Origin of the sequence: Alteromonas sp. MB-3u-76 (assembly GCF_002831605.1) — a bacterium.
Lineage (GTDB): Bacteria > Pseudomonadota > Gammaproteobacteria > Enterobacterales > Alteromonadaceae > Alteromonas > Alteromonas hispanica.
The window spans coordinates 3,337,826-3,362,625 of the sequence record NZ_CP025115.1 but is presented as its reverse complement, the minus strand read 5'-3'; the positions used below and the strand labels follow the sequence as shown (position 1 = coordinate 3,362,625).

The window sequence follows — 24,800 nt, the reverse complement described above, 5'->3', positions numbered from 1 at the left end:
TAACACTACTTGCGGCCTCGTGTTTATGGGGCTGCCGTGCTAATTGGTGGTGAAATTACGATAGAGCCGTCTACTCTGTAGTAAGGATAAAGAAGCAGATGTTCACCTTGGTCTGGCGATGAGGTGACCACGGCAATAGCGTCCATATTCTTGCTATCTTGTGTATTGACGGTGGCGGCATAAACAAGAACGCTGTAGCTATTGCTACCTGTGGTCGCGTCAATTATGCGCCATTGCAACTGTTCTATAAGTTGCGACTCACGTTTACTTTCTTTTGTCTCGTCTGCAAACACACACCCTGTGCGACCATCTTTGTTTATGGCTGCGAAGGGGTAAAATACGTCGCTGATAGGAAGCATAACTTCACATATTTTAAGCGACTTGGAAATGAGTTCTTGCAAAGGGGTTGGCAATGTAACTGGTCGGTCGATCATGGTATATCTCCTTAGAGTTAGCGTTGCTTGCGATACCTAAAGTATCTTCACTGATAATTTTGAATAATGTTTACCTTTAACTTTTTCCGTATTTTTCTTTTGTACACGTTTACATTTGTCTTTACGTTTCTCGAACGTCTTTAGTTTAGTAACAGAAAAACTAATGCAAGTAAAATTGGTTTTGAATATTAGCTGCGCTAGGCCGCGTTGTTTTCATTGGAACTTATTTGTACTTATTCCCATAGCCTAAGACCTTGAGCCTTGCAGTCCTCCTGTATGCACTACCACTAGTGTACTTCCTTTTACAAATGCCCCTTGGCCCAGCATTTTCTTAAGCGCAAAGAATACCTTGCCCGAGTAAACAGGCTCTATGGCTATACCCGTTGCGCTTTTAAATTGGTGACAAAATTCAGTTAAATAAGCTGGAGCTTTAGCGTAACCACCGCAATGGTATTCGTGCTCTATGTGCCAGTTATGATTGTTTTTACTCAAAAATTTGGCAACCAGAGATTCTAAATAATCTTGCCCTTTTAGTACGCCAATGCCGACAACGTGTTGATGCTTTTCTACTGCGCTTACAATGCCTGCCATGGTTGCCCCACTCGCAACTGGCGTAATAATAGTGTGGTAATTGGTACCGATTTCGTTATCAATTTCTGTTACTAAATCTGAAACACCCGCTAATGCCTGAAGCTGACTTCCACCCTCAGGAACTATTGTCGCGTTGGGGTAGCGACGCTTTAACGTATCAAGATACTCTGATGTATCTCTCAGTTTGTACGTGGCTTTGTCTACGTATTCTATGTTTGCATTCCACGCGATAAGGTCATTTATCATGGGCGTTGGCGACGATGAATAGTTACCGCGAATAACAACGGTAAGCGGTATCGCTAGTTGATAACACACATAACCCAATGCATGCAGGTGGTTTGAAAAACCACCACCAAAACTGATGAGCCTGACAGAATCTTCAGTAGGTAAAGAGCCTTCAGCGGAAGCAGAGCCTTCAGCAGGTAAAGAGCCCTCAGCCCGCGACAAGCCACTTTGATCAACAAACTCTCGAATAAAATGTTTGAGTTTACGCCATTTATTGCCGGAGATGACGGGATGTATTTTGTCATCACGCTTTATATAAATAGTGACATCTGACGCACCAGGCCAATTAGGTGTAAATAACTCTAGAGGGGATGGCTGAACAAGTGTTTGTTCCAGCTGGGTTAACTTATTCACAAGGTCCGCTACCGTGATTGATCATTCGCTACAGGCACGCAGTATAACTATTACATTGGCAATTCAAAATAATGCCAATCCCAAGCAAAGGTAAAATGAGACAGCTGACGCAATTTACACAGCATGAGAGCATTGTAAAACGCTGTTTTGATTAATACGGACGTTTTTAAGGTAGAAATTATGAATTCAAAATTAGTGTCTGGTTACAAAAGAGCCAATCGTTTCAGTTCTATACTAATGAGTTTAATGTTTATGAGCGCATCATTCGCAGCCAGTGCATCTTTACCCAAAGAAGTTGCCAAAAATGTCCCAAACGCCGCAGTAGTGGGGCAGGACATGTTTACCTACTATTTCTTTGATGTTTATGAAGCAACGTTATTCGCTCCGCAAGGTAAATACGACAAAGACAAACCACTAGCCCTTACACTGAAATATCAAAGAAGTTTAGACGGTAAGAAAATTGCCGAGCGCTCGATAGATGAAATGCAAAAACAAGCCAGCTTAGATTCAGAAAAATCAAAGCGCTGGTTACAAGACATGATAAATATTTTCCCCGATGTAAGTGAGGGTGACGTCATTACGGGTGTGGCCACAGAAGAAGGGAATGCACTTTTTTTCTATAACGGGAAAGAGGCAGGGGAAGTAAAAGACCCAGAATTTACCCAGAAGTTTTTTGATATTTGGCTGAGTGAAGATACTTCAGAGCCAAAGTTTAGAAAGGCACTTTTAGGAAAAAATTGAGATAAGGGCTTTCATAAGCCTTAGTGCAGAAATGTATTTTCACATCACTATTTTTCACACAATATTTTTAAGATAACAGGTTAATTATGAATACAATTAAACGAGCAACTTACGCATTGGTTGGAGTTGGGGTTACCGCCTTTACATTAAGCGGTTGTTCAGTCTCGGTGGATGGCAAAGATTATACGGCTGTCGAGCCTGCGTTTAATATCGAGCAGTTTTTTGACGGCGACGTGAAGGCGTGGGGCATTGTACAAAACCGCTCTGGTGAAGTAGTACAGCGCTTCAAAGTAGATATCGACGGTTCTATTGACGGTGACACGTTAACGCTGGATGAAAGCTTTGTTTACGGCGTAGGCGAGGGGCCCACTCAACGCACTTGGAAGATTGTTAAGCAAGGTGACGGTACCTTTATCGGCAGAGCGGGTGATGTGAAAGGCCCGGCCACTGGCACGTCTTATGGCAACGCCTTTAATTTCCACTATGAAATGGATTTGCCAGTAGATGATACTACCTATTCAGTAACTTTTGATGATTGGTTTTGGGCGTTCGACGAAACTACTATGATGAACCGCTCGTATATTCGAAAGTTTGGCATAGTCATGGCTGAAGTCACCATATTCATGCAGAAGCAGTAAGCATAATCACATTGTCTTGAAAGGGCTTTTTGTATTAACATAGAGCCCTTCGTTGGGGAGTAGCCTGTTTCCATCTTATATGGAAAAGTTTGTATCAACATAATTGGTCACATTACCATGGTACAGACACCTTTCGGTTGGCGAGACCATCGATAATTCCATGCCCTAAGGTCAGGCGTGTGGTTTTATCGTGGACTCAATAATGCCTGACCGGAGTTAAAAAATATGACTATCTTCGCCCTCATTCTCCTTGCCTTTGCCATGTCTACTGATGCTTTTGCTGCTGCAATAGGCAAAGGTGTGAAAATAAAGCGCCCTCGTTTAAGCTATGCTATTAAGATTGGTTTTATATTTGGCGTAATAGAAGCGTCCACGCCCGTCATTGGATGGTTTATAGGGCGTGCTGCCGCATCTTTTGTAGAAGCTTGGGATCGTTGGATTGCATTAATCATTTTGTCTGGATTAGGCGTTTACATGATACTTGAAAGCCTTCAACCTGCTGATGATGAGGACGATCGTGGGCAAAAACAGTCATTACTTTTATTATGTTTTACTGCTTTAGGTACAAGTATTGATGCGATGGCAGTGGGGGTTGGCCTTGCTTTAGTTGACATCAATATCGCCCTTGCTTCGGCACTGATTGGTTCTGCAACGTTTTTGATGGTAACGGTGGGTATTATGCTAGGCAGCGCAATGGGCTCTTTGATAGGTAAACGGGCAGAAACATTCGGCGGGATAATTCTTATTGCCGTGGGCATTTGGATTTTCGCCAGTCACACGCTTTGACATTCTTTAATTCACTCAGTGCAGTGCTCACCTACGCTGTTATGTTATTCAGTTGTCCAGTTGTCTATATAAGGCGCTAACTGTGCATTGTTCGCGTAGTTAGTGCTTCAATAGCAAACAATAACGGGTTATGCCACAACTGATTAAAGCTCAAATCCCTACAGTACCACTAATTATTGCAGCGAAATGTGGGGCTCGACTAAGAAGTATTAACGTCTAAATCTTAAAGCTTAAAACAACGCCCAAACCCGAACCCTGCATCAGAGGGTCGTGAACAAACCACACTTTGCCGTCATGTAGTTTCACAATAGCGGAAACAAGAGACAGGCCTAATCCATTTCCTTTACTGGTTCTGCTGCCATCGGCGCGATAAAAGCGTCTTTCCAAGCTTTCAAGCTCATGCTCTCCCACACCCATACCAGCATCGTTAATTGAAATAACATGGTGGGTTTTGGTAGACGTGAGTTGAACCACCACACGACTGCCATCGGGTGAGTATTTTAATGCGTTATCAAGCACGTTAGCCACGGCTTGAAATAGCAAATTCGGATCGGCTGTCATAGAAACTGGATTTAGTGCGCTGGTGAGGGTGATCTTTCTGTCTTCAGCTAGAGGGTGATAGAGGTCGACAACATCTTCAACAATGGCGCGAACATCAGTTTCGCAAAACCCTTCTTTTTTATTGGTAGTTTCAAGGCCACTTATTCTCAATAAACTATTAAACATATTAAGCAGATTATCTGCTTCATGTGTAGTTTCTTCCCGTAACTTTTCGTCGTCGATTTGCTCTAATGTGTTACGCAAGCGCGCGAGTGGCGTTCGCAAATCGTGAGCAATACTGTCGGTAACCGTTTTAATGTTATTTACAGAGCTTTCAATGGTATCAAGCATGCGATTGAATACGGTAGATAGGCTGCTTAAATCATCCCAGTTGCTGTCTATCTCTAAGCGCTCCTCTAAGCTTCCTGTCTTGATAATTTTATCGGCAGTTTGAGACATTCGGTTAATACGATTGACCACGTAAACTGCAATGGCAAAGCTTAAAACACTTAACATAGACAGAAGAACAACAATGATCCAGCTAAAGGCTTTTCCAAACCACTGAGCGCTGTATAAATCGTCGATACCTCGTCCCACGGTTAGTGTGTGTTCGCCAAGTCTTACTTCACGAACCAACGCTTGTCTTAGCGTCTTACGATCTCCACTGTTTGGCAACGTGATAACTATTTCCGCGGTATTAAAATTAGCGCGTTCGTTCCTTTCTAATATAAGAGGAATGCCTGCGAGATTTCCGGCAATAAACTGCTCATTTTTGCTCAGCACGATAAAGGAACGAAGGGAACGTTCTGCCTCAATAGCATCTGCATTGTTTGCTTGAGAACCGTCGTTAAGGATAGGGTTTTGTGAAAACTGTCCGCTGTCAATTGCTTGCTTTACAGCATCGATCCCCAAAGTTTGATGGACCTGGGAAAGAGCGGCAATTTTTGCGTTAATTGCCGCAGTAGATTCGGTGATAAAAAGATCGCTGCTTGTTAATCGCCAAAAGTAAACAATAAGAACGATTGCAACACTGGCCAGCGTAGTAAGCAGCGCGCCAACACGAAAGCTTGAACTTCTCGTGAAGTCCCGTATCGCTATCATGTAGCGTTATCGGCGATGCGGTAGCCTGTGCCTCGCACTGTTTCAATTAATGGAACATTAAATGCCTTATCCACTTTTTGACGCAGACGGCTTATATGTACATCAATCACGTTGGTTTGAGGGTCGAAGTGATAATTCCACACCTGCTCAAGAAGCATACTACGTGTAACTACTTTGCCTTTGTGACGAAGTAAGCACTCTAGCAGTTGAAATTCCTTAGACTGCAACTCTATTTCTTGGTCGCCACACAGCACTTTGCGATTCACCAAGTCTAGCGTTAAGTCGCCAAGCTTAATGAGCGTTTTATCGTCACCTTCTTTTGCTCGGCCTGCCAAGCCTTCAATTCGCGCCAATAATTCTTCAAACGCAAATGGTTTGGTTAGGTAGTCGTTAGCACCAGTACGAAGACCGCGTACCTTATCCTCTACCTGGCTTTTAGCGCTTAGCAGTAGAACTGGGGTATGGTTATCTGCTTCTCTTAATTTTTCCAAAACAGTAAACCCGTCATACTCTGGAAGCATCACATCAAGAATAACAACGTCTAATTCGTTTGAAGTTGCTTCTTTATAGCCAGATGCTCCGTCACCCGCAGTAATACATTCATGACCTTCGCCTAACAGTCCATTTGCAATGTGCGAGGCAACCTTTGGATCATCTTCTACAAGTAACACTTTCATGATTACACTTCTACTTTTATGTTGAAACGTGGAGTAAGACCGCTATTGGCTTACGGTTTCTTTTACGTGTCAGGAGATAAAAAGCGATCACTTTTACACTACTGAGGCATTATTTCTGCTACAAGTTTTGTCAGTGTTAACTGCGCTTGAATCGCTTACTTTCTCCGTAAGGCGTAAAGTGCTGAACATCGCCACGCTGGCACTTAAGCTGAACGTTATGCCAGTACTCCGGCGTCATTAAGTCACCATGCAGCGACTTTAAAATATCTTTAAGTTTTCGTTTGCCAACAATGAAGTGTTCGAACTGCTCTGGAAATACATCGGTGGGACCAACGGAGAGTGTGTCGATTGCGTAGGGATCGTCAGATTTTGGAAGCGCGCGAAAATGTCGTTCGTTCATAAGGCAAATTTCGTCGTAGTCGTAAAAAATAACCCGCCCATGTCGTGTGATTCCGAAGTTTTTGTGCAGCATATCGCCCGGGAATATATTCGCCATGGCTATCTGTTTAATGCACATGCCGAGCTCATCTAGCGCGTTTGTTATTTTTTCTTCATCCGTTTCCTGTTGTAGGTATAAATTCAGCGGCGTCATTTTGCGCTCAATATACATGTGTTTAATGACTAACTCTGTTTCAGTAAACTCGAGACTTGACGCGCAAGTTGCCTGCAGCTCTTCAATAAGCTCGGGCGAGAGGCGGTCTAGAGGAAACCGGAAATTAACGTATTCGTGCGTGTCTGCCATTCTGCCGATACGATCTGACATTTTCACTAGCTTGTAGCATTCTTTAACGTGGTCTCGGGTTATTTTTTTACTCTCTGGAAACTCGTCCTTTATGATTTTAAAAACTACCCCGTAAGAAGGAAGGTGAAATACCATCATTACTAGGCCGCGAATGCCAGGGGCTGCTTCAAACTGATCGTCAGAGGTATCAAGATGTGCAAGAAAGTTACGATAGAAAACCGTTTTGCCATGCTTGTAATGACCCATGGCCATGTAAAGTTCGAAGTGTTTTTTGTTAGGCAACAGCTCTTGTAAAAATGCCGCTACTTCAGCCGGGTTTTGCGTGTCGGCCATAAAGTAGCTTCTCGCAAAGCCAAAAATAACGCTTAAATCTTTTCTATCGGTAAGCAGCGCATCGACAAACATGTTGGGTTCATTGTATCGACGCATAGCAATAACAAAAGGAAGGGTTTCATCTGGCATACAGATACGGCCAATCAAGTAGGCTGCTTTTCCTCTAAAGAAAGTAGGCTTTAATATTTCTACCGCATGCACGCTAGCAAGCTGAGCTGTTGTCAATCTCGCCCTTAGAGCGTCTTCCAAATTTTTTAAGTCTCGTTCGTAATCTTCAAAGGGAATGTTGTATCGATAAAGAGAGAAAATAGACTCGTACATCTCTCTTACCGTAGTGGTGGTATCAAAGCTATTAATCACTTTATGTCTGTCTTGGCCGGGCAGATAGCAACGGCTTGGCTGTACAAACATCATGTCGTTGTCTATTTTTCGGTGCTTAAATATTCGCCCGATAACCGAGTTGAAGAATGTTTCGGCAAGTTCAAACTGTGGGTGGCCTTCTAACTGCATTGCAAAGACTTTTTTGAGTTCGCGCCAGAATCCATCGTCTTTTTTGTGCACAGAGGTTAAATGATAAATTTCCGCCACTGCGTCAGATAAGCTCTGTTCGTAAATTGTGATGCGTTCTCTTGATGCTTGTTGGGTTTCCTTCCAATCACCTTTTTCAAAACGCTGTTGTGCACCACGAGTTATTCGTGTGAACCACCTGTAACTTTTGTCAAAATGAGATAACACCAAATAGGCCGCTTTTTTGGCTAGTGACGTTTCCTGTACAGACATGGTGCTTTGCATTGGAAGGTTCCTTTGTGCAGGTTCTAAGCATAATTCTACATTTTAGTTAACCTTCTATGTTTATCACAAAAAAAATACGTAGGCATGGCTAGACGCAGATTTTTTGCGCTAAGTCACCAATAATTAGCGACTTATTTTGTTTTATTATACTTTAGTTTAAGGTAGCTTATGGTTATGGAAATCAGCCGTAATGAGCCCCGATGAGTTTTAATGTGTTAATTTGTGACGATTCCGCGCTGGCGCGGAAAATGATGACACAAAGCCTTCCTGCTGGTTTTACAAATAATACCTTTGAGGTTACAAACGGGGTTGACGCCTTAGAAGTTCTTGCACATCACCCTATAGACCTGATGTTATTAGACCTTACTATGCCGGTACTGGGCGGGTTAAGCGTATTAAGTGAGATAAAACGAAGGGGATTAGAAACCTTTGTCATTGTTGTTTCAGGAAATATTCAGCCAATTAGTCACAGAAAAGTTGCTTCATTGGGAGCACTAGACTTTGTTCCCAAGCCCCTTGAAAGTAAACGGTTACACGAGGTGTTGAAAAAGTTTGGCTTTTTGGAACCTCAAAAAGAAGCTGATGCCCTGGCGATGTAGTGGCCGAGGGCATCAAAATTTTACTGTAGTCTTTCACCTCACCATTTAAGTGGGTGCTTGATCAAACCAGTGGCGAGTTTTGTTAGCAAACCAAACCAGGGAAAGCATGACAGGCACCTCCACTAGAACGCCCACTACCGTTGCTAATGCTGCGCCACTGTGCAAACCAAATAGCGATATCGCCACGGCTACGGCCAACTCAAAAAAGTTAGATGTGCCAATCATACAGGCAGGAGCCGCAATATTATGGGGCAGCTTTATTTTCTTCGCGGCAACGTAAGCAATAGCAAAAATACCATAGGTTTGTATGAGCAGCGGCACCGCTATTAGCACTATATCTTGAGGTTGCGCGAGTATAGTGTTGGCTTGTAATCCAAATAAAATAACGATGGTGAGCAAAAGCCCACAAATTGAAAAAGGCTTAAAGCTCTCTACTAATTTATTAACCGCATCAGAGCCTCTTTTCTCAATACGTTTACGAGTAACGAAACCTGCAATTAGCGGGAAAACCACATATAGCGCCACGGACAGAAGCAGCGTGTCCCAGGGTACAGTAATATCAGTAACACCAAGAAGAAGTGCCGTTAGTGGTGCGAATGCCACAACCATAATGAGGTCGTTAATCGACACTTGTACAAGGGTGTAGTTAGCGTCGCCTTTGGTAAGATGGCTCCATACGAACACCATTGCAGTGCAGGGTGCAACACCGAGTAAAATCATGCCCGCAATGTATTCAGTGGCGGTTTGGGGGTCTACCATGTCAGCAAAAATAACTTTAAAAAATAGCCAGCCCAACAGAGCCATGGTAAACGGTTTTATTAACCAGTTGATCACTAAGGTAAGCACCAAACCTTTGGGTTTTTTACCTACATCCTTAATTGAGCTGAAGTCAATCTGTACCATCATTGGATAAATCATTAACCAAATTAATACTGCAACTACTAAATTAACGTGGGCATATTCTAGTGCTGCAATAGACTCAAAAAGTTGCGGTGCTGCATAGCCAATACCTACGCCAATAGCTATACACAGTCCCACCCATACGGAAAGATATCGTTCAAAGAAGCCCATTTTTTGTACCTGTTAACGTTGTTTTGCTAGAGATAAATGATAAATACTGTCTATTTTTGATTAACACGTTTGCTTACCTCTTCAGCACTTTCAACTCGCTCTGAATAACGGTCGACTAAAAATGCGCTGTTGTCTCTTGTGAGTAGCGTAAATTTCACCAACTCTTCCACAACATCTACAATGCGGTTGTAATATGCGGAGGGTTTCATACGACCGTCTTCCTCAAATTCAAGGAAAGCCTTGGCAACGGAAGACTGATTGGGAATAGTCACCATGCGCATCCAACGGCCCAAGATTCGCATTTGGTTTACCGCATTAAAAGACTGTGAGCCGCCACTGACTTGCATAACTGCTAAGGTTTTACCTTGAGTCGGTCGAATGCCCCCCATGTTGAGAGGAACCCAGTCAATGATGCTTTTCATAATGCCCGTTATACTTCCATGACGTTCTGGAGAACACCAGATTTGACCTTCAGACCAAATCATAAGGTCGCGCAACTCTTTCACTTTCGGGTGGTCGGCATCTTCAGTATCAGGCTGCGGAAGCCCTTTGGGGTCGTACACTTTCGCTTCGGCGCCAAAATATTCTAAAAGTCTGGCCGCCTCTTCTATCACTAAACGGCTGTAAGAGCGTTCACGCAGCGAACCATAAAGCAAGAGAATGCGCGGTTTATGTGAGGAAAGCGAGGGCGAAAAGTCTTCCGCTTCTGGCTTGTGCATTTTATCTTTTTGAATATTTGCAGAGGGCAAGGTTTCATCTTGTAAAGCTGCTTTTGTCATTAGCTTGCCCCCAATGAAAGCAGTTCGTTTTTAAGTTGCTCTTGGGATAGGTTTTTCTCAGAGATCGCAGTTAAAGCCGAAACTCGCTGTTCAATAAGCTCAATAGTGTGATAAAACGCTTCGGCTTTATCTTGCTCGCTGCCCTCTAACTTAGATGGATCTTCTAATCCCCAGTGTACTTTTAATGATTTGCTAAAATAGAATGGGCAGCTTTCTCCCGCTGCAGAGTCGCACACGGTAATAACTAGATCGGGCTCGAAATCTTCAAATTCATCCCAAGACTGACTCTCTAGCCCCTCTACGTTATACTCTTTTTGCGCTAAGTATTTCAGTGAAAGGGGGTGTACCTCTCCAACGGGCTGACTTCCCGCACTTCTCGCCTGCAATTTACCTGAAGATGCATTTGAGATAGCTTCGCAAAGAATGCTTCGGCAACGGTTATGTGTGCAAATATAAAGAACTTTCATTGTAATCCTTTTTACCTAGTGAGTAGAGAGCTCATGCAGCACGCAATGGGCCGCAATGGTATTAAAAACACTGCTTCAACAAATAGACTGGCAGCAGTTCAGCTTTGATTTTGCTTCGCTTATATAATTAGGGTTTTCTTTTGCCGTCGAGGTAATCACTTCAAACGCCCATGCTGGTAATGCTGGGTTAATTTTGTAATAGACCCACTTTCCTCTGCGCTCATCGACGACGAGTTCACATCTGCGCAAATCCGCAAGGTGTCTAGATATCTTTGGCTGACTTAACTGCAAAGCTTCGGTTAAGTCGCATACGCAAAGCTCGTCTGCAAAACTTAGTAAAAGAAGTGTTTTTAGCCGAGTATCTTCAGACAGGCACTTAAAAAAACTCAGAGGAGACATAGCACAATTCATTTAGCAGTCACCGTTATATTACATATATGAAATATCGTATGTTTTAATGGTATACGGAAAACCATATGTGTCAAATCATATCTGAAATTTCATATGTTTTATTTTGAAACAGCTATTAATCTGAAAAAAGCAACACAGCCTGGGTATATTTTAAAAAGTAAGAGAAGAGAAATAGGTGTGATAAAAGAGGTATTAGCTAATTCCAACTTAAAAAAAGAAGCTTGAGCAACGCGCTCAAGCCTCTTTTTTCAAATGCTAAATGACTCTAGCTTGAAGGCTCAGGAATGTATGCATCGAAAGACATAGCCACTTGTGTGTCGTTTATGGCGTTATAGTGGGCAATTACATTATCCATAAACTGATACCAGGTTGGGTTTGGCTGCCAAATTGATAATAAATCTTTTTTCGCGATAGCTTCATCTTCGCCAAGCACATTCACTCGATATAAGTAGGTAAAAGATGCGCCGCGCCAGTTAAGCTTGCAATGAGTGAGAACTTTATCTGATTTTTGGTCAACGCCCTGCATAAAAGCTGCATAGTTTAAAAAGTCTGCAAGCGCAGGCTTTTCCCAATCAACCGGCACATTGAAATATGTTAGTCCTATTTCTGAAGCACTTACAATTTCTTGAGAGCGATCGCCAGGGATAAGGTCTACAACGTGAGAGACCCCCTGATTTTTCAACAGAGACAAATGTGTTTTTGCAGGCAAACCCGATGAGTACATAAAGTCGTTATTGGTTTGGAGGTTGGTAAGAGAGGCTAGGCTATCTATCTTTTGAGCGCTTAGCTTCTGCTCGTTTGAGGTTTCTTTCCCTGGCTCTTGAGAGACTGCGATAACAGAAAAGTTAACGACAAATAATGTGGTTGCCAAAAGAGAAGATTTTAATAAACGTCGTGACGGAGTTTTTCTTAATGCAAATGAATTCATAGAGCGACCTTAAGGGTTAATACATACGCAGGTACCCCATTAACACTATCGCATTATAAAGAACTAACAAGTTTTTCTGAGTGCTAAAGCAAAACAGCCCGTCACGTTTACTTGGCGGGCTGTCTTACTATATTTTTTGCTAGATTGTCTACTTGAAACTAGTTGCGGCTTCTATTGGAGAGCGCCGCTATTTATCCATGTGTACAACAGAGCGAATGCTTTCGCCTTTATGCATGAGGTCGAACGCGTCATTGATTTCGTCGAGGCCCATGGTGTGGGTAATAAACTCTTGCAGGCCAAATTCACCGTTTAAATACTGCTCTACAATACCTGGCAGCTGAGAGCGACCCTTCACGCCACCAAAAGCAGAACCGCGCCATACCCGTCCTGTGACTAACTGGAATGGGCGAGTAGAGATTTCTTGGCCAGCACCTGCTACACCAATAATAACCGACTCTCCCCAACCTTTATGACAGCACTCAAGAGCAGAGCGCATGACATCTACATTACCTATACACTCAAATGAGTAATCAACACCACCATCGGTGAGTTCCACAATAACGTCTTGAATGGGCTTGTCGTAATCTTTGGGATTGATTAAATCTGTTGCCCCTAGCTGTTTCGCTAGTTCAAACTTGCTTTCGTTTATATCGATACCAATAATGCGCTTTGCGCCAGCCATTCGTGCACCAATTATTGCAGATAAGCCAATGCCGCCTAGACCGAAAATAGCGACGGTATCGCCTTCTTGCACCTTCGCCGTATTCAATACTGCACCCATGCCGGTGGTAACGCCGCAACCTAACAAGCAAACTTCTTCAAGAGGTGCAGTTTTGTTTACTTTAGCCAGTGAAATTTCGGGTAAAACAGTAAACTCAGAAAAAGTAGAGCAACCCATGTAATGATAGATAGGCTCGCCGTCTTTAGAAAAGCGACTTGTGCCGTCTGGCATTAGCCCTTTTCCTTGAGTAGCTCGCACTGCTTGGCATAGGTTTGTTTTGCCCGAAGTACAAAACTTACACTCTCCGCATTCCGCTGTGTATAGTGGGATAACATGATCGCCAACCTCGACGCTAGTTACGCCCTCGCCAACCATTTCTACTACACCACCGCCTTCGTGACCGAGAACTGAAGGAAATACACCTTCAGGATCTTCGCCAGAAAGCGTAAATGCATCGGTATGACAAACGCCGGTTGCCTTGATGCGAACTAAAACTTCGCCTTTCTTCGGCAACTCAACATCTATTTCTTCCATCTTAAGCGGTTCGCCGGGTCCCCATGCTACCGCGGCTTTCGATTTAATATGGGTTTGACCTTCGCTTAATGAATCTTTGAACGAGCTCATACTGTTACTCCTATCATTACGGGTGGGTTGATGTTCGTGCTAGTAGAGCAAGTATAGGAGAGGAAGCCACACAGATATATACAGATTTAGTAAATCACTATTTCATATTTGTAATAATAAACCTATCATTACTACTTTAGGGCGTATTTTTGCGCATAGGGTGCAGGTGGCGAACGTAGGAGAGAAATGAAAAATTTAGACGGTATTGTTGAGTTTTGTAGCGTGGCTAGCGTAGGCAACTTTACTGGTGCCGCCAATAGATTGGACACCTCGGTGGCACAGGTGAGTAGAAAAGTAGCGACCTTAGAAAAGCGTTTAGGGGTGAAGTTGCTTCATCGCACCACGCGTAATGTCTCTCTAACAGAGGCGGGAAAGCTGTACTTTGAACAAACAAACCCTGCGCTATCTGTGTTAGAAAACGCGCAACTGTCTGTAAGCGCATTACAGCAATCGCCACAAGGACTAATAAAGCTAACCGCTCCTGTCGCCTTCGGTGAAGCGTTTATCGCGCCTTTGCTCAATCGCTTTCTTGAAACGTATTCTGGCATAAGCATACAGTGCGCATTTTCAAACGATACATTAGATATTGTGGAGCAAGGCTTAGATTTGGCAATACGTATTGGGAAACTGGAGGATTCTTCGCTCATCGCAAAAAAACTGGCTACCCGTCAACTTTATGTGTGTGGCAGCCGTGAATACCTTCAAAATAATTCAATACCCACGTCACTCGAAGATTTAAAACAGCACAGTTTACTTGTTGGCTCTCAGCCTTACTGGCGCTTTTTAATCAACAATGATGTTCAAACCGTTAGTGTTAGCGGCAGAGTACGATATAACAGTGGAAACGCCCTAAAGGCTGCGGCAATTAACGGACTAGGACTTACGCAATTACCTGGTTTTTATGTCAGAGATTCCATTGCACAAGGACAGCTTGTGGAGGTCTTACCAGATTACAAAGACAAGCAAGAGGCCATATGGACGGTATTTCCTTCTAATCGCAATGTGGCACCCAAAATTCGATTACTTGTTGATTTTTTGTCGGAAAACCTGACAGACGACAGATAAGGCATGGCAAAAATTCATGTTTTATACCTAAAAAGGAAATGATTTCACTTAAGTGTTGCACAAACTGAAATACAGTGTGGTGAAAACTGCGGTTGACAGATAGACGTCTATACGGCAAATTGAAGCTATGAAAAAGATTCTAGCGATTCGCACCACCATGATGTTTATTACCACCTTAAATAGGGCGGTCGGTGACTAGTGCAAATACGCAAAAGACAACGAAAGCCCGCCTCAAACAGAGCGGGCTTTTTTTTACACGTTTTAGCATGCGCAACCTTAAGGAGTAGCATATGAAAGTCTTAAAGTTTGGAGGGTCTTCTCTTGCCGATGCACCGCGTTATTTGCGGGTTACAGAGATTAGCATGGACACTCACCAAACCGACGGTGCTGCCGTAGTTCTCTCGGCCCCCAAAGGCGTAACCAACGCACTTTCTCTATTGTGCGAACAAGCAGCAGCGGGTGAAGACTTTCAGCCATTACTCGATAAGTTAAACGCGACAGTAACCGGTATCGCGAATAGTTTAAATGAAGAGTTAGATGGCTTTGAATACAACAGCGTTATTGCGTTTATTGACAGCCATTTAGCAGTATTGAAAAAACATTTGCAGGGCATCAATCTACTTGGTGTTGCACCTGACAATGTAGCAGCGGGCATATTGAGTATTGGCGAGTACATCTCTGTGACGCTATTCAGTGCCATACTTTCTGCCAAAGGTGTAAAAAATCGCATTATCGACCCAGTAACCTACATTCTTGCTGACGGTGAGTATCTAGACAGTATTGCCGACGTAGCATTGAGTAAAGCAAGATTTACCGATGTTCCAGTTGATGGCAGTGAATTTTTAATCATGCCTGGGTTTGTTGCGGCGAATGAAGAAGGCCAGAAAGTAACCTTGGGTCGCAACGGCTCAGACTATTCAGCCGCTATTTTGGCTGCGTGTATCGATGCAAGCTGCTGTGAAATTTGGACTGACGTAGATGGCGTCTACAATGCTGATCCTAACCAAGTTGAGGGCGCAGTTTTACTCGACAAGCTTACGTATCAGGAAGCCATGGAGCTTTCCTACTTCGGCGCAAAAGTGCTGCACCCTAAAACAATAGGCCCTATTGCTCAGCACCATATACCATGCCTTATTCGCAATACGCTAAATCCTGCTGCTCCTGGCACCTTAATCAGCAATGAGAAAAGTGAAAAATGGACATCGGTGAAAGGGATATCTCAGCTTGATAACGTCACCATGTTCAACGTTGCAGGCCCCGGTTTAAAAGGAATGGTGGGTATGGCAAGTCGCGTATTCGAAGTGATGTCGAATGCCAACATATCTATTAGTTTAATCACGCAGTCGTCGTCTGAGTACTCAATTAGTTTTTGTATTCAAAGCAAAGACGCCAACAAAGCGCTAAATTTATTAGAAGACGCGTTTGCACTAGAGTTACAAAATCAGTTGCTTGACCCTATTGAAGTACGTCACGACTTAGCCATAGTTACGCTTGTGGGTGATGGCATGCGCCAAACCAAAGGGCTTGCAGCGCGTTTCTTTAACTCTTTAGCTCAGGCGAGAGTGAATAACGTAGCAATAGCACAGGGGTCTTCAGAGCGCTCTATTTCTACGGTTATAGAAAGCAAACGGGCGAAAAAAGCGGTGAAAGTTATTCATCAAAATTTCTTCTCAGACAGACATACCATTGACGTCTTTCTTGTAGGATGCGGAAATGTAGGCAGTGAGTTGTTGGCGCAAATTGCCAAGCAGCAGCCAGCTTTATTAGCGCGAAACGTGCAGCTTCGTGTTTACGGCATGGCAAACAGCCGCAAGCTGCTGCTCAACAGTCAGGGTATTGATTTGAGCAGCGACTGGAAAGCGGCATTAGAAGCTGCTGGCGAAGGTTTAAGTGTTGAGCGTCTCTATCAATTTGTGAATGACAATAGTCTGGTAAACCCAGTTATTGTTGACTGCACTAGTCATGAAGCCATAGCTAACCAATACGTAGATATGATGGAAAGCGGATTCCACGTTGTTACGCCGAATAAAAAGGCCAACACATCAGCAATGGAATACTACCGCAAACTTCGTAAAACGGCACAAGCAACAAACCGTCAATATCTTTATGAAACAACGGTAGGCGCAGGCTTGCCAGTTATTGATAACCTGCAAAAATTATTTAGTGCGGGCGACGTATTACACAGATTCGAGGGCATATTGTCAGGTAGCCTTTCTTATGTTTTCGGTAAGCTAGAAGAAGGGATGACGCTGTCTCAAGCGACAGAAACAGCGAAGAAAAACGGCTTCACTGAACCAGACCCAAGAGATGACCTAAGTGGAATGGATGTGGCGCGTAAGTTATTAATAATGGCCCGTGAGGCCGATTTGGCACTTGAACTAAGTGATATAGAAATAGAGTCGGTGCTGCCATCTGGCTTCGCAGAATCCTGCTCAGTTGATGAGTTCATGGCTCAACTGCCAGAGCTAGACAGCGAATTTGCTAAGCGCGTTGAAAGTGCTAAGTCTGAAGGGAAGGTATTGCGCTACATTGGCAGTATCGAAGATGGGAAATGTAAGGTAAGTATTCAAGCTGTACCTGCAAGCAACCCGCTTTCACAAGTAAAAGACGGTGAGAACGCGCTCGCTATTAACAGCGATTACTATAATCCTATTCCCTATGTAATACGCGGCTATGGCGCTGGCGGTACAGTAACTGCCGCAGGTGTGTTTGCAGATATTCTGCGCACTATGCCGTGGAAACAAATGGCTTACTGAGTGTTTAAACGAAGCATTTAAACAAAGCTTTTAAAAAGAGTTTTTTAATATGAAAGTAATTCGCGCTTATGCGCCAGCTTCAATAGGCAACGTCAGTCTCGGTTTTGATGTTCTTGGCGCTGCCCTTGCACCCGTCAACGGCACTAAACTGGGTGATGAAGTAGAAATAGCATCTGCTGAGCAGTTTTCTCTTGAGACTGTTGGTGCGTTTGCGCACAAATTGCCCGGCGACGCAGGCAGTAATATTGTCACCAAGTGCTATTACTACTTCTGCGAAAAAATGGAGAGTGAGGGCCGTCAGTTAGCACCTGTTGCCATTACTTTGCACAAAAATCTTCCTATTGGCAGCGGGCTTGGCTCGAGTGCAAGCTCCATCGTCGCTGCTTTTGCGGGGCTTAATGCTTACTTTGATAGTCCATTTGACGACAACACTCTACTTACTATGATGGGGGAGTTAGAGGGGCAGATAAGCGGCAGCATTCATTATGACAACGTGGCGCCATGTTTTCTTGGCGGCATGACGCTGATGACGGGAGCTACCTCTCCGGTAACCCTGTCTTTACCCCTTAATGATGAATGGTATTATGCGATATGCTATTCAGGAATTAGTGTGTCGACCGCGGCGGCAAGAGATATTCTTCCCAAGCAGGTGGATATGTCAACTGCACTCACATTTGGCAGACAGCTTGGCGTATTTGTACATGCACTTCATGAAGGTGAGTTTTCACTTGCCGCATCGGTAATGAAAGATGTGATTGCAGAGCCGTATAGAAAATCTTTGCTTCCAGGGTTTGACGAAGCTAGAGCATATAGCGACAGTGAGGGAGCATTGGCGTTTGGTATTTCTGGCTCTGGGCCAACCGTATTCGCAGTTTGCAATAGTAAGGCGCAAGCTGAAAAAATTGCGGACTATTTGAGTTCAAATTACATACAAAATGAAGATGGTTTTAGCCATGTGTGTCAGGTTCCTAAGCTCGGTACACTTATCACTAGTGAGTAATTGCAGTAGGCTGGACGCAGCGCCTATTTAGGCGCACTAAGAATTAATAAAGGTAAAGAAAGTGGAATTGGTAAATTTAAAAGACGCATCAGACACGGCAAGTTTTGCAGAAGCAGTAAAACGAGGCTTAGGTAAAAACCAAGGCCTGTATTTCCCTGAAACAATTCCAGCGCTAGACGACATAGATGGTCTACTGGAGAAGCCCTTCGTTGAGCGCAGTATAGAAGTATTACGCACGCTTATTGGCGATGAATTAGGAGAATGCGAGCTTAATGCTATTGTTGAGACCGCATTCTCATTTGGCGCACCGGTCGAAAAAGTGAATGACAATGTGTATTCACTCGAACTTTTCCATGGTCCCACACTGGCGTTTAAAGATTTTGGCGGGCGCTTTATGGCGCAAACCTTATCTCGCATTAGTGAGGGTAAGCCAATCACCATTTTAACCGCTACCTCAGGGGATACTGGTGCTGCCGTTGCTCATGCGTTCCACGGCATTGATAATATCAACGTGGTAATTTTGTTTCCCAAAGATAAGATAAGCAAACTACAAGAAAAGCTATTTACTACGTTGGGCGACAATATTCATACAGTTGCGGTAGAAGCCGACTTTGACGCCTGTCAATCACTGGTTAAAACTGCTTTTGACGACCCAGATGTGCGTGAAGGTTTGCATCTTAACTCTGCAAACTCTATCAATATAAGCCGGTTACTTGCTCAGGTTTGTTACTACTTTGAAGCGATGAGTCAACTTCCAAAAGAAAAACGCGATCAGGTGGTAATTTCTGTACCAAGCGGTAATTTTGGTAACTTAACTGCTGGCATGATTGCTAAAGCGATGGGCTTACCGATAAAACGCTTCATTGCTGCCACCAATTTGAATGATACGGTTCCGCGTTACTTAAAAACTGGTGAGTGGGATCCTAAATCTACCGTTTCGACTATCTCAAATGCAATGGACGTAAGTCAGCCCAATAACTGGCCCCGTATCGAAGCGCTTATTGAGCGTGGATATATCGACAAAGCCTGTTTAAAAGGCGAAATGGTTGATGAAGAGTATACCCAGTTGGCTATGCGTCAGTTAGCACAGCAGGGTTACACCAGTGAGCCTCACGCTGCTATTGCTTATCGTGCAGTAAGTCACGATTTAGAAGAGGGTGAAATTGGCCTGTTCTTAGGTACGGCACACCCTGCAAAATTCCGTGAAACTGTAGAAAATGTGTTGGGCAACCCAATAAGCTTGCCAAAGCCTCTTGCTGATGTTGCGGGTGAAGATAGCTTAGCAGTGGATTTGCCGGCGTCTTACGAGGCGTTGAAACAGCACATGATGAGCCTTTTAAAACCATGATGACATGGACTGAGGCATTAGCAGACGAAAAGGCAAAACCTTATTTTCGAGAGTTGATGCTACAGGTTCAGGCAGAAAGAGAGGCGGGTAAAATTATATATCCGCCTAAAGAAGATGTGTTTACTGCATTTTCAATAACCGCATTGGAAGACGTTCGAGTTGTAATATTAGGTCAAGATCCCTATCACGGTCCTAATCAGGCACATGGGTTGTGTTTCTCGGTTTTACCCGGGGTAAAAATTCCTCCTTCTTTAAAGAATATATACAAAGAACTGGCTAGCGACATAGAAGGCTTTGTAGTTCCCAACCACGGAGATTTGTTGTCGTGGGCACAGCAGGGCGTATTGTTATTAAATACTGTGCTTACTGTTGAACAAGGTAAAGCACACAGTCATGCAAAGTGGGGGTGGGAAACCTTCACCGATAAAGTGATAGATGCAGTAAATGAACACCGCGAGGGTGTTGTGTTTTTACTGTGGGGAAGTCACGCACAAAGAAAAGGCGATAGCATAAACAGAGAAAAGCACTGTGTTTTGCACGCACCACATCCTTCTCCGCTTTCTGCGCACAGAGGTTTTTTCGGCAGCCGGCCGTTCAGCCAAACCAATCAGTTTCTTGCACAGGCGGGCAAACCGCCTATTCATTGGCAAGTATAGCTTTTAATAGCGCCTAAAAAGAAAAAAGCCGCCTGATTTCTCAGGCGGCTTTTTGTTATCTTTCTAGTGTTTCAAGTTCGTACTCAAAACCACAGTCTAACTCAGCGAGTTCTTTTTCTAATTTGTATCGATCCTGTAGCGCTTCGATTTCTCTCCACTTTCTTTTTTTGCTTTTTGTTTTTGCTGGACTTGCTTCGATGTCTAACATGGCAAATAGATCTGATTTATCCATTGGGATCTCCTTTTTACACCACTACAACTAATACAGAGCAATTTAGTAATTTCCCTCTGTACATTTTTTATCACAGCCGACACCAAAATAAAATAGTTTTGTTTACCTTTTATTAACAATGTATGGCAGTTTTATGAAACGGCTAAGGAACGTCAGACATAAGGCAGCTTTATAAATTGTATTAATAATGCCCGGATTGGCTTTAACAACTCGGACACTAATTGATACGACCAACAAAAAACGGCCGGGGGTAAGCCGGCCGTTCAGTTTGTTTATTGCACCAAATGGGGATGATTTTCTATCCCCTGTTTTCCTTATTTTGGTGCATTCGCTGCTCTGAATTTAGCAATCAACTGTTGTGTAGAAGCGTCGAAATCGTCTTTGCTCGCTTCACCTTGAATGCCTGCAAGTACTTGTTTTCCTAGTACTTTACCTAACTCTACGCCCCATTGGTCGAACGAGTTAAGGTTCCAGATAACGCCCTGAACGAATACCTTATGTTCATACATTGCAACCAACGCGCCAAGAGTTTTGGGCGTTAGGCTGTCGAACAGAAAAGTATTGCTGGGTTTGTTCCCTGGCATTTTTTTATGTGCCGCCAAGCGTTTGCGTTCAGCATCATCCAAACCTTTACCATCTAGGTCTGCATAACAGGCTTCGAAGGATTTACCCTGCATAAGAGCTTGAGTTTGACCAAAGCAGTTAGAAGCAAGCATAGCGTGGTGGGTATCATCTTGGTTCGGCACGTTTAATGGCAACATAAAGTCGGCAGGAATAATGCCCGAGCCTTGGTGAATTAGCTGATGAAAGCTGTGTTGGCCATTGGTTCCTTCACTGCCCCAAATTATAGGGCCTGTAGGGTAATCAACACTATCTCCAGCCTGAGTTACCTCTTTACCATTACTTTCCATATCAAGCTGCTGAACGTAAGCCGGTAAGCCACGAAGATAGTGATAGTAGGGCAGTAATACGTGAGACTGTGCGTCGAAGAAGTTGCGATACCATACGCCTAACAAAGCGAGAAGTACCGGCATGTTTTCTTCAAGTGGTGCTGTTGTGAAATGGGTATCCATTTCAAAAGCACCTTCAAGCAATGCCTTAAAGTTGTCAAAACCCAATGCCAGTGAAATAGGTAGGCCAATAGCCGACCATAACGAGTAACGTCCACCAACCCAGTCCCACATTGGAAAGATGTTATCTTCACTGATACCGAAGTCGGTGGCTGCTTTAACGTTAGATGACACCGCCACAAAGTGTTTAGCAATGTCTTGTTGCGTGCCACCGGACTTTAAGAACCAATCTTTGGCCGTTAGCGTATTCTGCAGCGTTTCTTGCGTAGTAAATGACTTTGAAGACATCACAACTAAGGTTTCTTCAAAATTCAGACCTGAAAGCACGTCGTGAATATGGCAGCCATCTACGTTAGCAACAAAATGCACTTTTACGGCATCAACAGTGTGAGGTTTTAGCGCCTCAGTCATGATTTTAGGGCCTAGAAAAGAGCCGCCAATACCAATAGCAACAATATGCTTGATTGGTTTTCCTGTGTAACCTTTGTGCTCGCCGCTATGAATAGACTCGGTAAAGCCTTTCATTTTTTCAAGCGTTGCATGCACTTCAGGCATCACATCCTTGCCGTCTACCATAACAGGGCGGTCAGAGAAATTACGCAGCGCGGTGTGCAATACGGCACGACCCTCAGTAGAGTTAATTTGCTCGCCCTCGAACATGTTAGTTCGAATGGTTTCAATATTACATGCACGAGCAAGGTCGAAAAGAGAGGAAAGCGCGGCTTCGTTAACTCGGTTTTTAGAGTAATCGAGATATATTCCGCATGCGCTAAGACTCATTTTTTCAGCGCGTTCACCATCAGATGCAAACCAGTCGCGCATGTGAGCGCTTTTAACGGACTCTGCAATTTTACTTAGCTCTTTCCATTCAGGAAGTGATGTTAATACACTCATCGTAGTCTGGTCCTTACGCATTCAGTTTTTCGCGAAGCAGAGTCTCAAGCTTATCTTGGTCTGCAGCAAAGTTACGGATACCTTCAGATAATTTTTCTGTCGCCATTGCGTCTTGGTTCATGTCCCAACGGAACTCACCCTCAGTTAGGCGAGGCCCTGGTGTTTTTGTCGCACCACCATCTTTGAGCATAACTTCTAACTCACCTGGCTCGTTTGCTAGCTCTTCAAGTAATGCTGGGCTAATAGTTAGGCGGTCGCAGCCAGCAAGGGCTTGAATTTCACCGATATTGCGGAAGCTTGCGCCCATAACAACAGTTTTGTAGCCGTGTTCTTTGTAGTAGTTATAAATGCTTGTTACTGATACTACCCCTGGGTCCTCACTGGCAGAGTATGACTCTTTACCGGTAGACTTTTTATACCAATCTAAAATACGGCCAACAAAAGGTGAAATTAGGTATGCGCCCGCTTCAGCACATGCTCGTGCCTGAGCGAAGCTGAATAACAAGGTTAGGTTACACTGAATGCCTTTTTTCTCTAACGCTTCTGCAGCTTGAATGCCTTCCCATGTAGATGCAATTTTGATGAGAATACGAGACTTATCAATACCAGCGTCTTTGTATAGCTGAACCAAACGCTCTGCTTTTTCGATAGTGGCAGCGGTATCAAACGATAAGCGAGCATCAACTTCGGTAGAAATTCGCCCTGGAATCGTTCCTGAAATTTCTTTACCGATGGCTACGGCAAGTTTGTCCGACGCATCAACAAGCTGTTGCTCTGCGTCACTAGACTGTAATTTAGCCCATGCCACTGCGTCGTCAATCAAGCTTGCATATTGCGGTAGGCCAGCTGCTTTTAATAACAAAGACGGATTTGTTGTAGCGTCTACGGGCTGGTACTTTTTAATAGCGTCAATGTCACCGGTGTCGGCAACAACGGTAGTGATATCACGTAACGATGCTAGCTGATTGCTCATAATTCTCTCTAATAGTCATTCAAAATTTGCACAACTTGCCAGAAGAGCAAGTTGACTAAAACGGTTCGTTTTTGCGTATGTAGGGCGCTGACGTTTGATAACGTCAATTAATTTATAATTATGCACAGTTATATCAAAATCGCATGAATATTTATAGCGTATCAGCGCTAATTTACGGCTAATCGGATTTCTCTGTTAGCCCAATTGGTGTCTTTGTTCTCTGCCATTATTTTTTCCCATGACGGTGGTGATATACTTGCGCCATGTTGTTCAGCAAATGCCGATAAGCATTGACTGCAAAAACCGAAGGAGTTTTCATGTTAGTTGTAGTTTCCCCAGCAAAAAATCTTGATTTTGATACAGAAGTGCCGGTCAGCACATATACTCAGCCAAGTATGATGGACGATACCGCGCGCTTAATGGAAGTGTGCCGCACATTGTCGCCTGCAGATTTATCGTCATTGATGAAAATCAGCGATAAGCTAGCAACATTAAATGCAAATCGGTTTGCTGAATTTTCCACTCCCTTCAATACAAACAATGCACGGCAAGCTATGTATGCGTTTAATGGCGACGTTTACACAGGGCTTGATGCATATTCGTTAGATGACGAGTCTGTAGCGTTTGCACAAGATCACTTAAGAATCTTATCTGGGCTGTATGGCCTTTTACGTCCGCTTGATCTAATGCAAGCCTACCGCTTGGAAATGGGGACGAAACTGTCTAACCCAGAGGGAAAAGACCTGTACGCATTTTGGGGCGACCGCATTACGAAAGTACTCAATGAAGCCCTTAGTGCTCAAGGTGACAATGTGCTTATTAATTTGGCGTCTAATGAATATTTCAAAGCAGTAAAGAAAAAAGAATTAGACGGCATGGTGATTACGCCTACGTTCAAAGACTGCAAAAATGGTCAATATAAGATCATTAGCTTTTTCGCCAAAAAAGCGCGAGGCCTTATGGCGCGCTATATTATTGAGAACAAAGTAGCTGACGTGGACGGATTAAAAGCCTTTGATACTGATGGATATAGCTTCAGTGAAGAGCAAAGCTCCTCTACCGAGTTAGTATTTTTGCGTAATCAAGAGGCGCAGTAATAACTGGGTCTGCTCAGATCTTAACAAGTGCGAAGTTTTGCTGCTGATAGACTTCTCTTTATCAAACACGAGAATTGAATAGCCCTTTTGCTTTC

General features: G+C 43.6%; 24 protein-coding genes and 1 riboswitch. Of the genes, 10 read left to right on the top strand and 14 right to left on the bottom strand.

Annotation, left to right across the window (positions count from 1 at the left end):
- Nucleotides 1-23 precede the first annotated feature (23 nt).
- Entirely contained in the window at nt 24-434 is a 411-nt protein-coding gene (locus tag CW735_RS14955; protein ID WP_071980438.1) for a hypothetical protein, read from the bottom strand.
- Nucleotides 435-680: 246 nt separating this feature from the next.
- On the bottom strand, nt 681-1,664 hold the full coding sequence (locus tag CW735_RS14950; RefSeq protein ID WP_071980437.1) for a 1-aminocyclopropane-1-carboxylate deaminase/D-cysteine desulfhydrase: 984 nt from the start codon (nt 1,662-1,664) through the stop codon (nt 681-683).
- A gap of 252 nt (nt 1,665-1,916) precedes the next feature.
- On the opposite strand from CW735_RS14950, the gene CW735_RS14945 reads away from it, so the two are divergent.
- The 3 genes from CW735_RS14945 (at nt 1,917) to CW735_RS14935 (ending at nt 3,829) form a co-directional block, all read left to right on the top strand.
- The gene (locus CW735_RS14945; protein ID WP_083595405.1) at nt 1,917-2,405 is read left to right on the top strand and encodes a chalcone isomerase family protein; all 489 of its coding nucleotides are present in this window, start codon (nt 1,917-1,919) and stop codon (nt 2,403-2,405) included.
- Nucleotides 2,406-2,491: 86 nt separating this feature from the next.
- The gene (locus tag CW735_RS14940; RefSeq protein ID WP_071980436.1) at nt 2,492-3,043 is read left to right on the top strand and encodes a DUF3833 domain-containing protein; all 552 of its coding nucleotides are present in this window, start codon (nt 2,492-2,494) and stop codon (nt 3,041-3,043) included.
- 38 nt (nt 3,044-3,081) lie between these two features.
- A riboswitch (yybP-ykoY riboswitch) is annotated at nt 3,082-3,228 on the top strand.
- A 40-nt stretch (nt 3,229-3,268) separates the two neighbouring features.
- Nucleotides 3,269-3,829, top strand: a complete 561-nt coding sequence (locus CW735_RS14935; protein WP_100972818.1) for a manganese efflux pump MntP — start codon at nt 3,269-3,271, stop codon at nt 3,827-3,829.
- 216 nt (nt 3,830-4,045) lie between these two features.
- On the opposite strand, the gene CW735_RS14930 is transcribed toward CW735_RS14935, so the two are convergent.
- The 3 genes from CW735_RS14930 to aceK all read right to left on the bottom strand — a co-directional run bounded on the left by CW735_RS14930 (nt 4,046) and on the right by aceK (nt 8,014).
- Entirely contained in the window at nt 4,046-5,470 is a 1,425-nt protein-coding gene (locus CW735_RS14930; RefSeq protein ID WP_100972817.1) for a sensor histidine kinase, read from the bottom strand.
- On the bottom strand, nt 5,467-6,147 hold the full coding sequence (locus CW735_RS14925) for a response regulator transcription factor (protein WP_071980434.1): 681 nt from the start codon (nt 6,145-6,147) through the stop codon (nt 5,467-5,469). Before CW735_RS14925 ends, CW735_RS14930 begins: the two co-directional genes overlap by 4 nt.
- A gap of 136 nt (nt 6,148-6,283) precedes the next feature.
- A complete protein-coding gene (aceK, locus tag CW735_RS14920; protein ID WP_071980433.1) occupies nt 6,284-8,014 on the bottom strand; it encodes a bifunctional isocitrate dehydrogenase kinase/phosphatase in 1,731 nt (576 codons plus the stop codon).
- A gap of 248 nt (nt 8,015-8,262) precedes the next feature.
- Here aceK and CW735_RS14915 point away from each other — a divergent pair, with 248 nt between their 5' ends.
- A complete protein-coding gene (locus CW735_RS14915; protein WP_232368299.1) occupies nt 8,263-8,613 on the top strand; it encodes a response regulator in 351 nt (116 codons plus the stop codon).
- A 45-nt stretch (nt 8,614-8,658) separates the two neighbouring features.
- Here the strand turns inward: CW735_RS14915 and arsB are convergent, their stop codons facing one another.
- The 6 genes from arsB to CW735_RS14885 form a co-directional block, all read right to left on the bottom strand.
- Nucleotides 8,659-9,684 carry an ACR3 family arsenite efflux transporter gene (arsB, locus tag CW735_RS14910; protein ID WP_071980431.1) on the bottom strand — a complete coding sequence of 342 codons (1,026 nt, stop codon included), beginning with the start codon at nt 9,682-9,684 and terminating at the stop codon, nt 8,659-8,661.
- A gap of 50 nt (nt 9,685-9,734) precedes the next feature.
- On the bottom strand, nt 9,735-10,463 hold the full coding sequence (gene arsH, locus CW735_RS14905; RefSeq protein WP_071980430.1) for an arsenical resistance protein ArsH: 729 nt from the start codon (nt 10,461-10,463) through the stop codon (nt 9,735-9,737).
- Nucleotides 10,463-10,930, bottom strand: coding sequence for an arsenate reductase ArsC (locus CW735_RS14900; RefSeq protein WP_071980429.1), 468 nt, complete (start codon nt 10,928-10,930; stop codon nt 10,463-10,465). Before CW735_RS14900 ends, arsH begins: the two co-directional genes overlap by 1 nt.
- Before the next feature lie 75 nt (nt 10,931-11,005).
- Nucleotides 11,006-11,329, bottom strand: coding sequence for a metalloregulator ArsR/SmtB family transcription factor (locus CW735_RS14895; RefSeq protein ID WP_100973285.1), 324 nt, complete (start codon nt 11,327-11,329; stop codon nt 11,006-11,008).
- Between the two features lie 277 nt (nt 11,330-11,606).
- On the bottom strand, nt 11,607-12,269 hold the full coding sequence (locus tag CW735_RS14890; RefSeq protein WP_071980427.1) for a hypothetical protein: 663 nt from the start codon (nt 12,267-12,269) through the stop codon (nt 11,607-11,609).
- A 187-nt stretch (nt 12,270-12,456) separates the two neighbouring features.
- Nucleotides 12,457-13,614: an S-(hydroxymethyl)glutathione dehydrogenase/class III alcohol dehydrogenase gene (locus tag CW735_RS14885; protein ID WP_071980426.1), complete on the bottom strand. Its 1,158-nt coding sequence runs from the start codon at nt 13,612-13,614 to the stop codon at nt 12,457-12,459.
- Nucleotides 13,615-13,800: 186 nt separating this feature from the next.
- On the opposite strand from CW735_RS14885, the gene CW735_RS14880 reads away from it, so the two are divergent.
- The 5 genes from CW735_RS14880 to ung all read left to right on the top strand — a co-directional run bounded on the left by CW735_RS14880 (nt 13,801) and on the right by ung (nt 20,439).
- Nucleotides 13,801-14,679, top strand: a complete 879-nt coding sequence (locus CW735_RS14880; protein ID WP_100972816.1) for a LysR family transcriptional regulator — start codon at nt 13,801-13,803, stop codon at nt 14,677-14,679.
- A gap of 290 nt (nt 14,680-14,969) precedes the next feature.
- Nucleotides 14,970-17,435 (top strand): bifunctional aspartate kinase/homoserine dehydrogenase I, encoded by a 2,466-nt coding sequence (gene thrA / locus CW735_RS14875; protein ID WP_071980424.1) that lies wholly within the window; start codon nt 14,970-14,972, stop codon nt 17,433-17,435.
- 49 nt (nt 17,436-17,484) lie between these two features.
- Nucleotides 17,485-18,435 (top strand): homoserine kinase, encoded by a 951-nt coding sequence (thrB, locus tag CW735_RS14870; RefSeq protein WP_071980423.1) that lies wholly within the window; start codon nt 17,485-17,487, stop codon nt 18,433-18,435.
- Nucleotides 18,436-18,496: 61 nt separating this feature from the next.
- Nucleotides 18,497-19,783, top strand: coding sequence for a threonine synthase (thrC, locus tag CW735_RS14865; RefSeq protein ID WP_100972815.1), 1,287 nt, complete (start codon nt 18,497-18,499; stop codon nt 19,781-19,783).
- Nucleotides 19,780-20,439: a uracil-DNA glycosylase gene (ung, locus tag CW735_RS14860; RefSeq protein WP_100972814.1), complete on the top strand. Its 660-nt coding sequence runs from the start codon at nt 19,780-19,782 to the stop codon at nt 20,437-20,439. The genes thrC and ung overlap by 4 nt, the downstream gene beginning before the upstream one ends.
- A gap of 55 nt (nt 20,440-20,494) precedes the next feature.
- Here the strand turns inward: ung and CW735_RS14855 are convergent, their stop codons facing one another.
- The 3 genes from CW735_RS14855 to tal form a co-directional block, all read right to left on the bottom strand.
- Nucleotides 20,495-20,671, bottom strand: a complete 177-nt coding sequence (locus CW735_RS14855; RefSeq protein WP_012519516.1) for a DUF3545 family protein — start codon at nt 20,669-20,671, stop codon at nt 20,495-20,497.
- 314 nt (nt 20,672-20,985) lie between these two features.
- Complete coding sequence (gene pgi, locus CW735_RS14850; RefSeq protein ID WP_100972813.1) at nt 20,986-22,635, bottom strand: glucose-6-phosphate isomerase; 1,650 nt, start codon at nt 22,633-22,635, stop codon at nt 20,986-20,988.
- Between the two features lie 13 nt (nt 22,636-22,648).
- Nucleotides 22,649-23,608, bottom strand: a complete 960-nt coding sequence (gene tal, locus CW735_RS14845) for a transaldolase (protein ID WP_071980419.1) — start codon at nt 23,606-23,608, stop codon at nt 22,649-22,651.
- Between the two features lie 317 nt (nt 23,609-23,925).
- Between tal and yaaA the strand changes: the two genes are divergently transcribed.
- Nucleotides 23,926-24,705, top strand: a complete 780-nt coding sequence (gene yaaA / locus CW735_RS14840) for a peroxide stress protein YaaA (RefSeq protein WP_071980418.1) — start codon at nt 23,926-23,928, stop codon at nt 24,703-24,705.
- Nucleotides 24,706-24,800 lie beyond the last annotated feature (95 nt).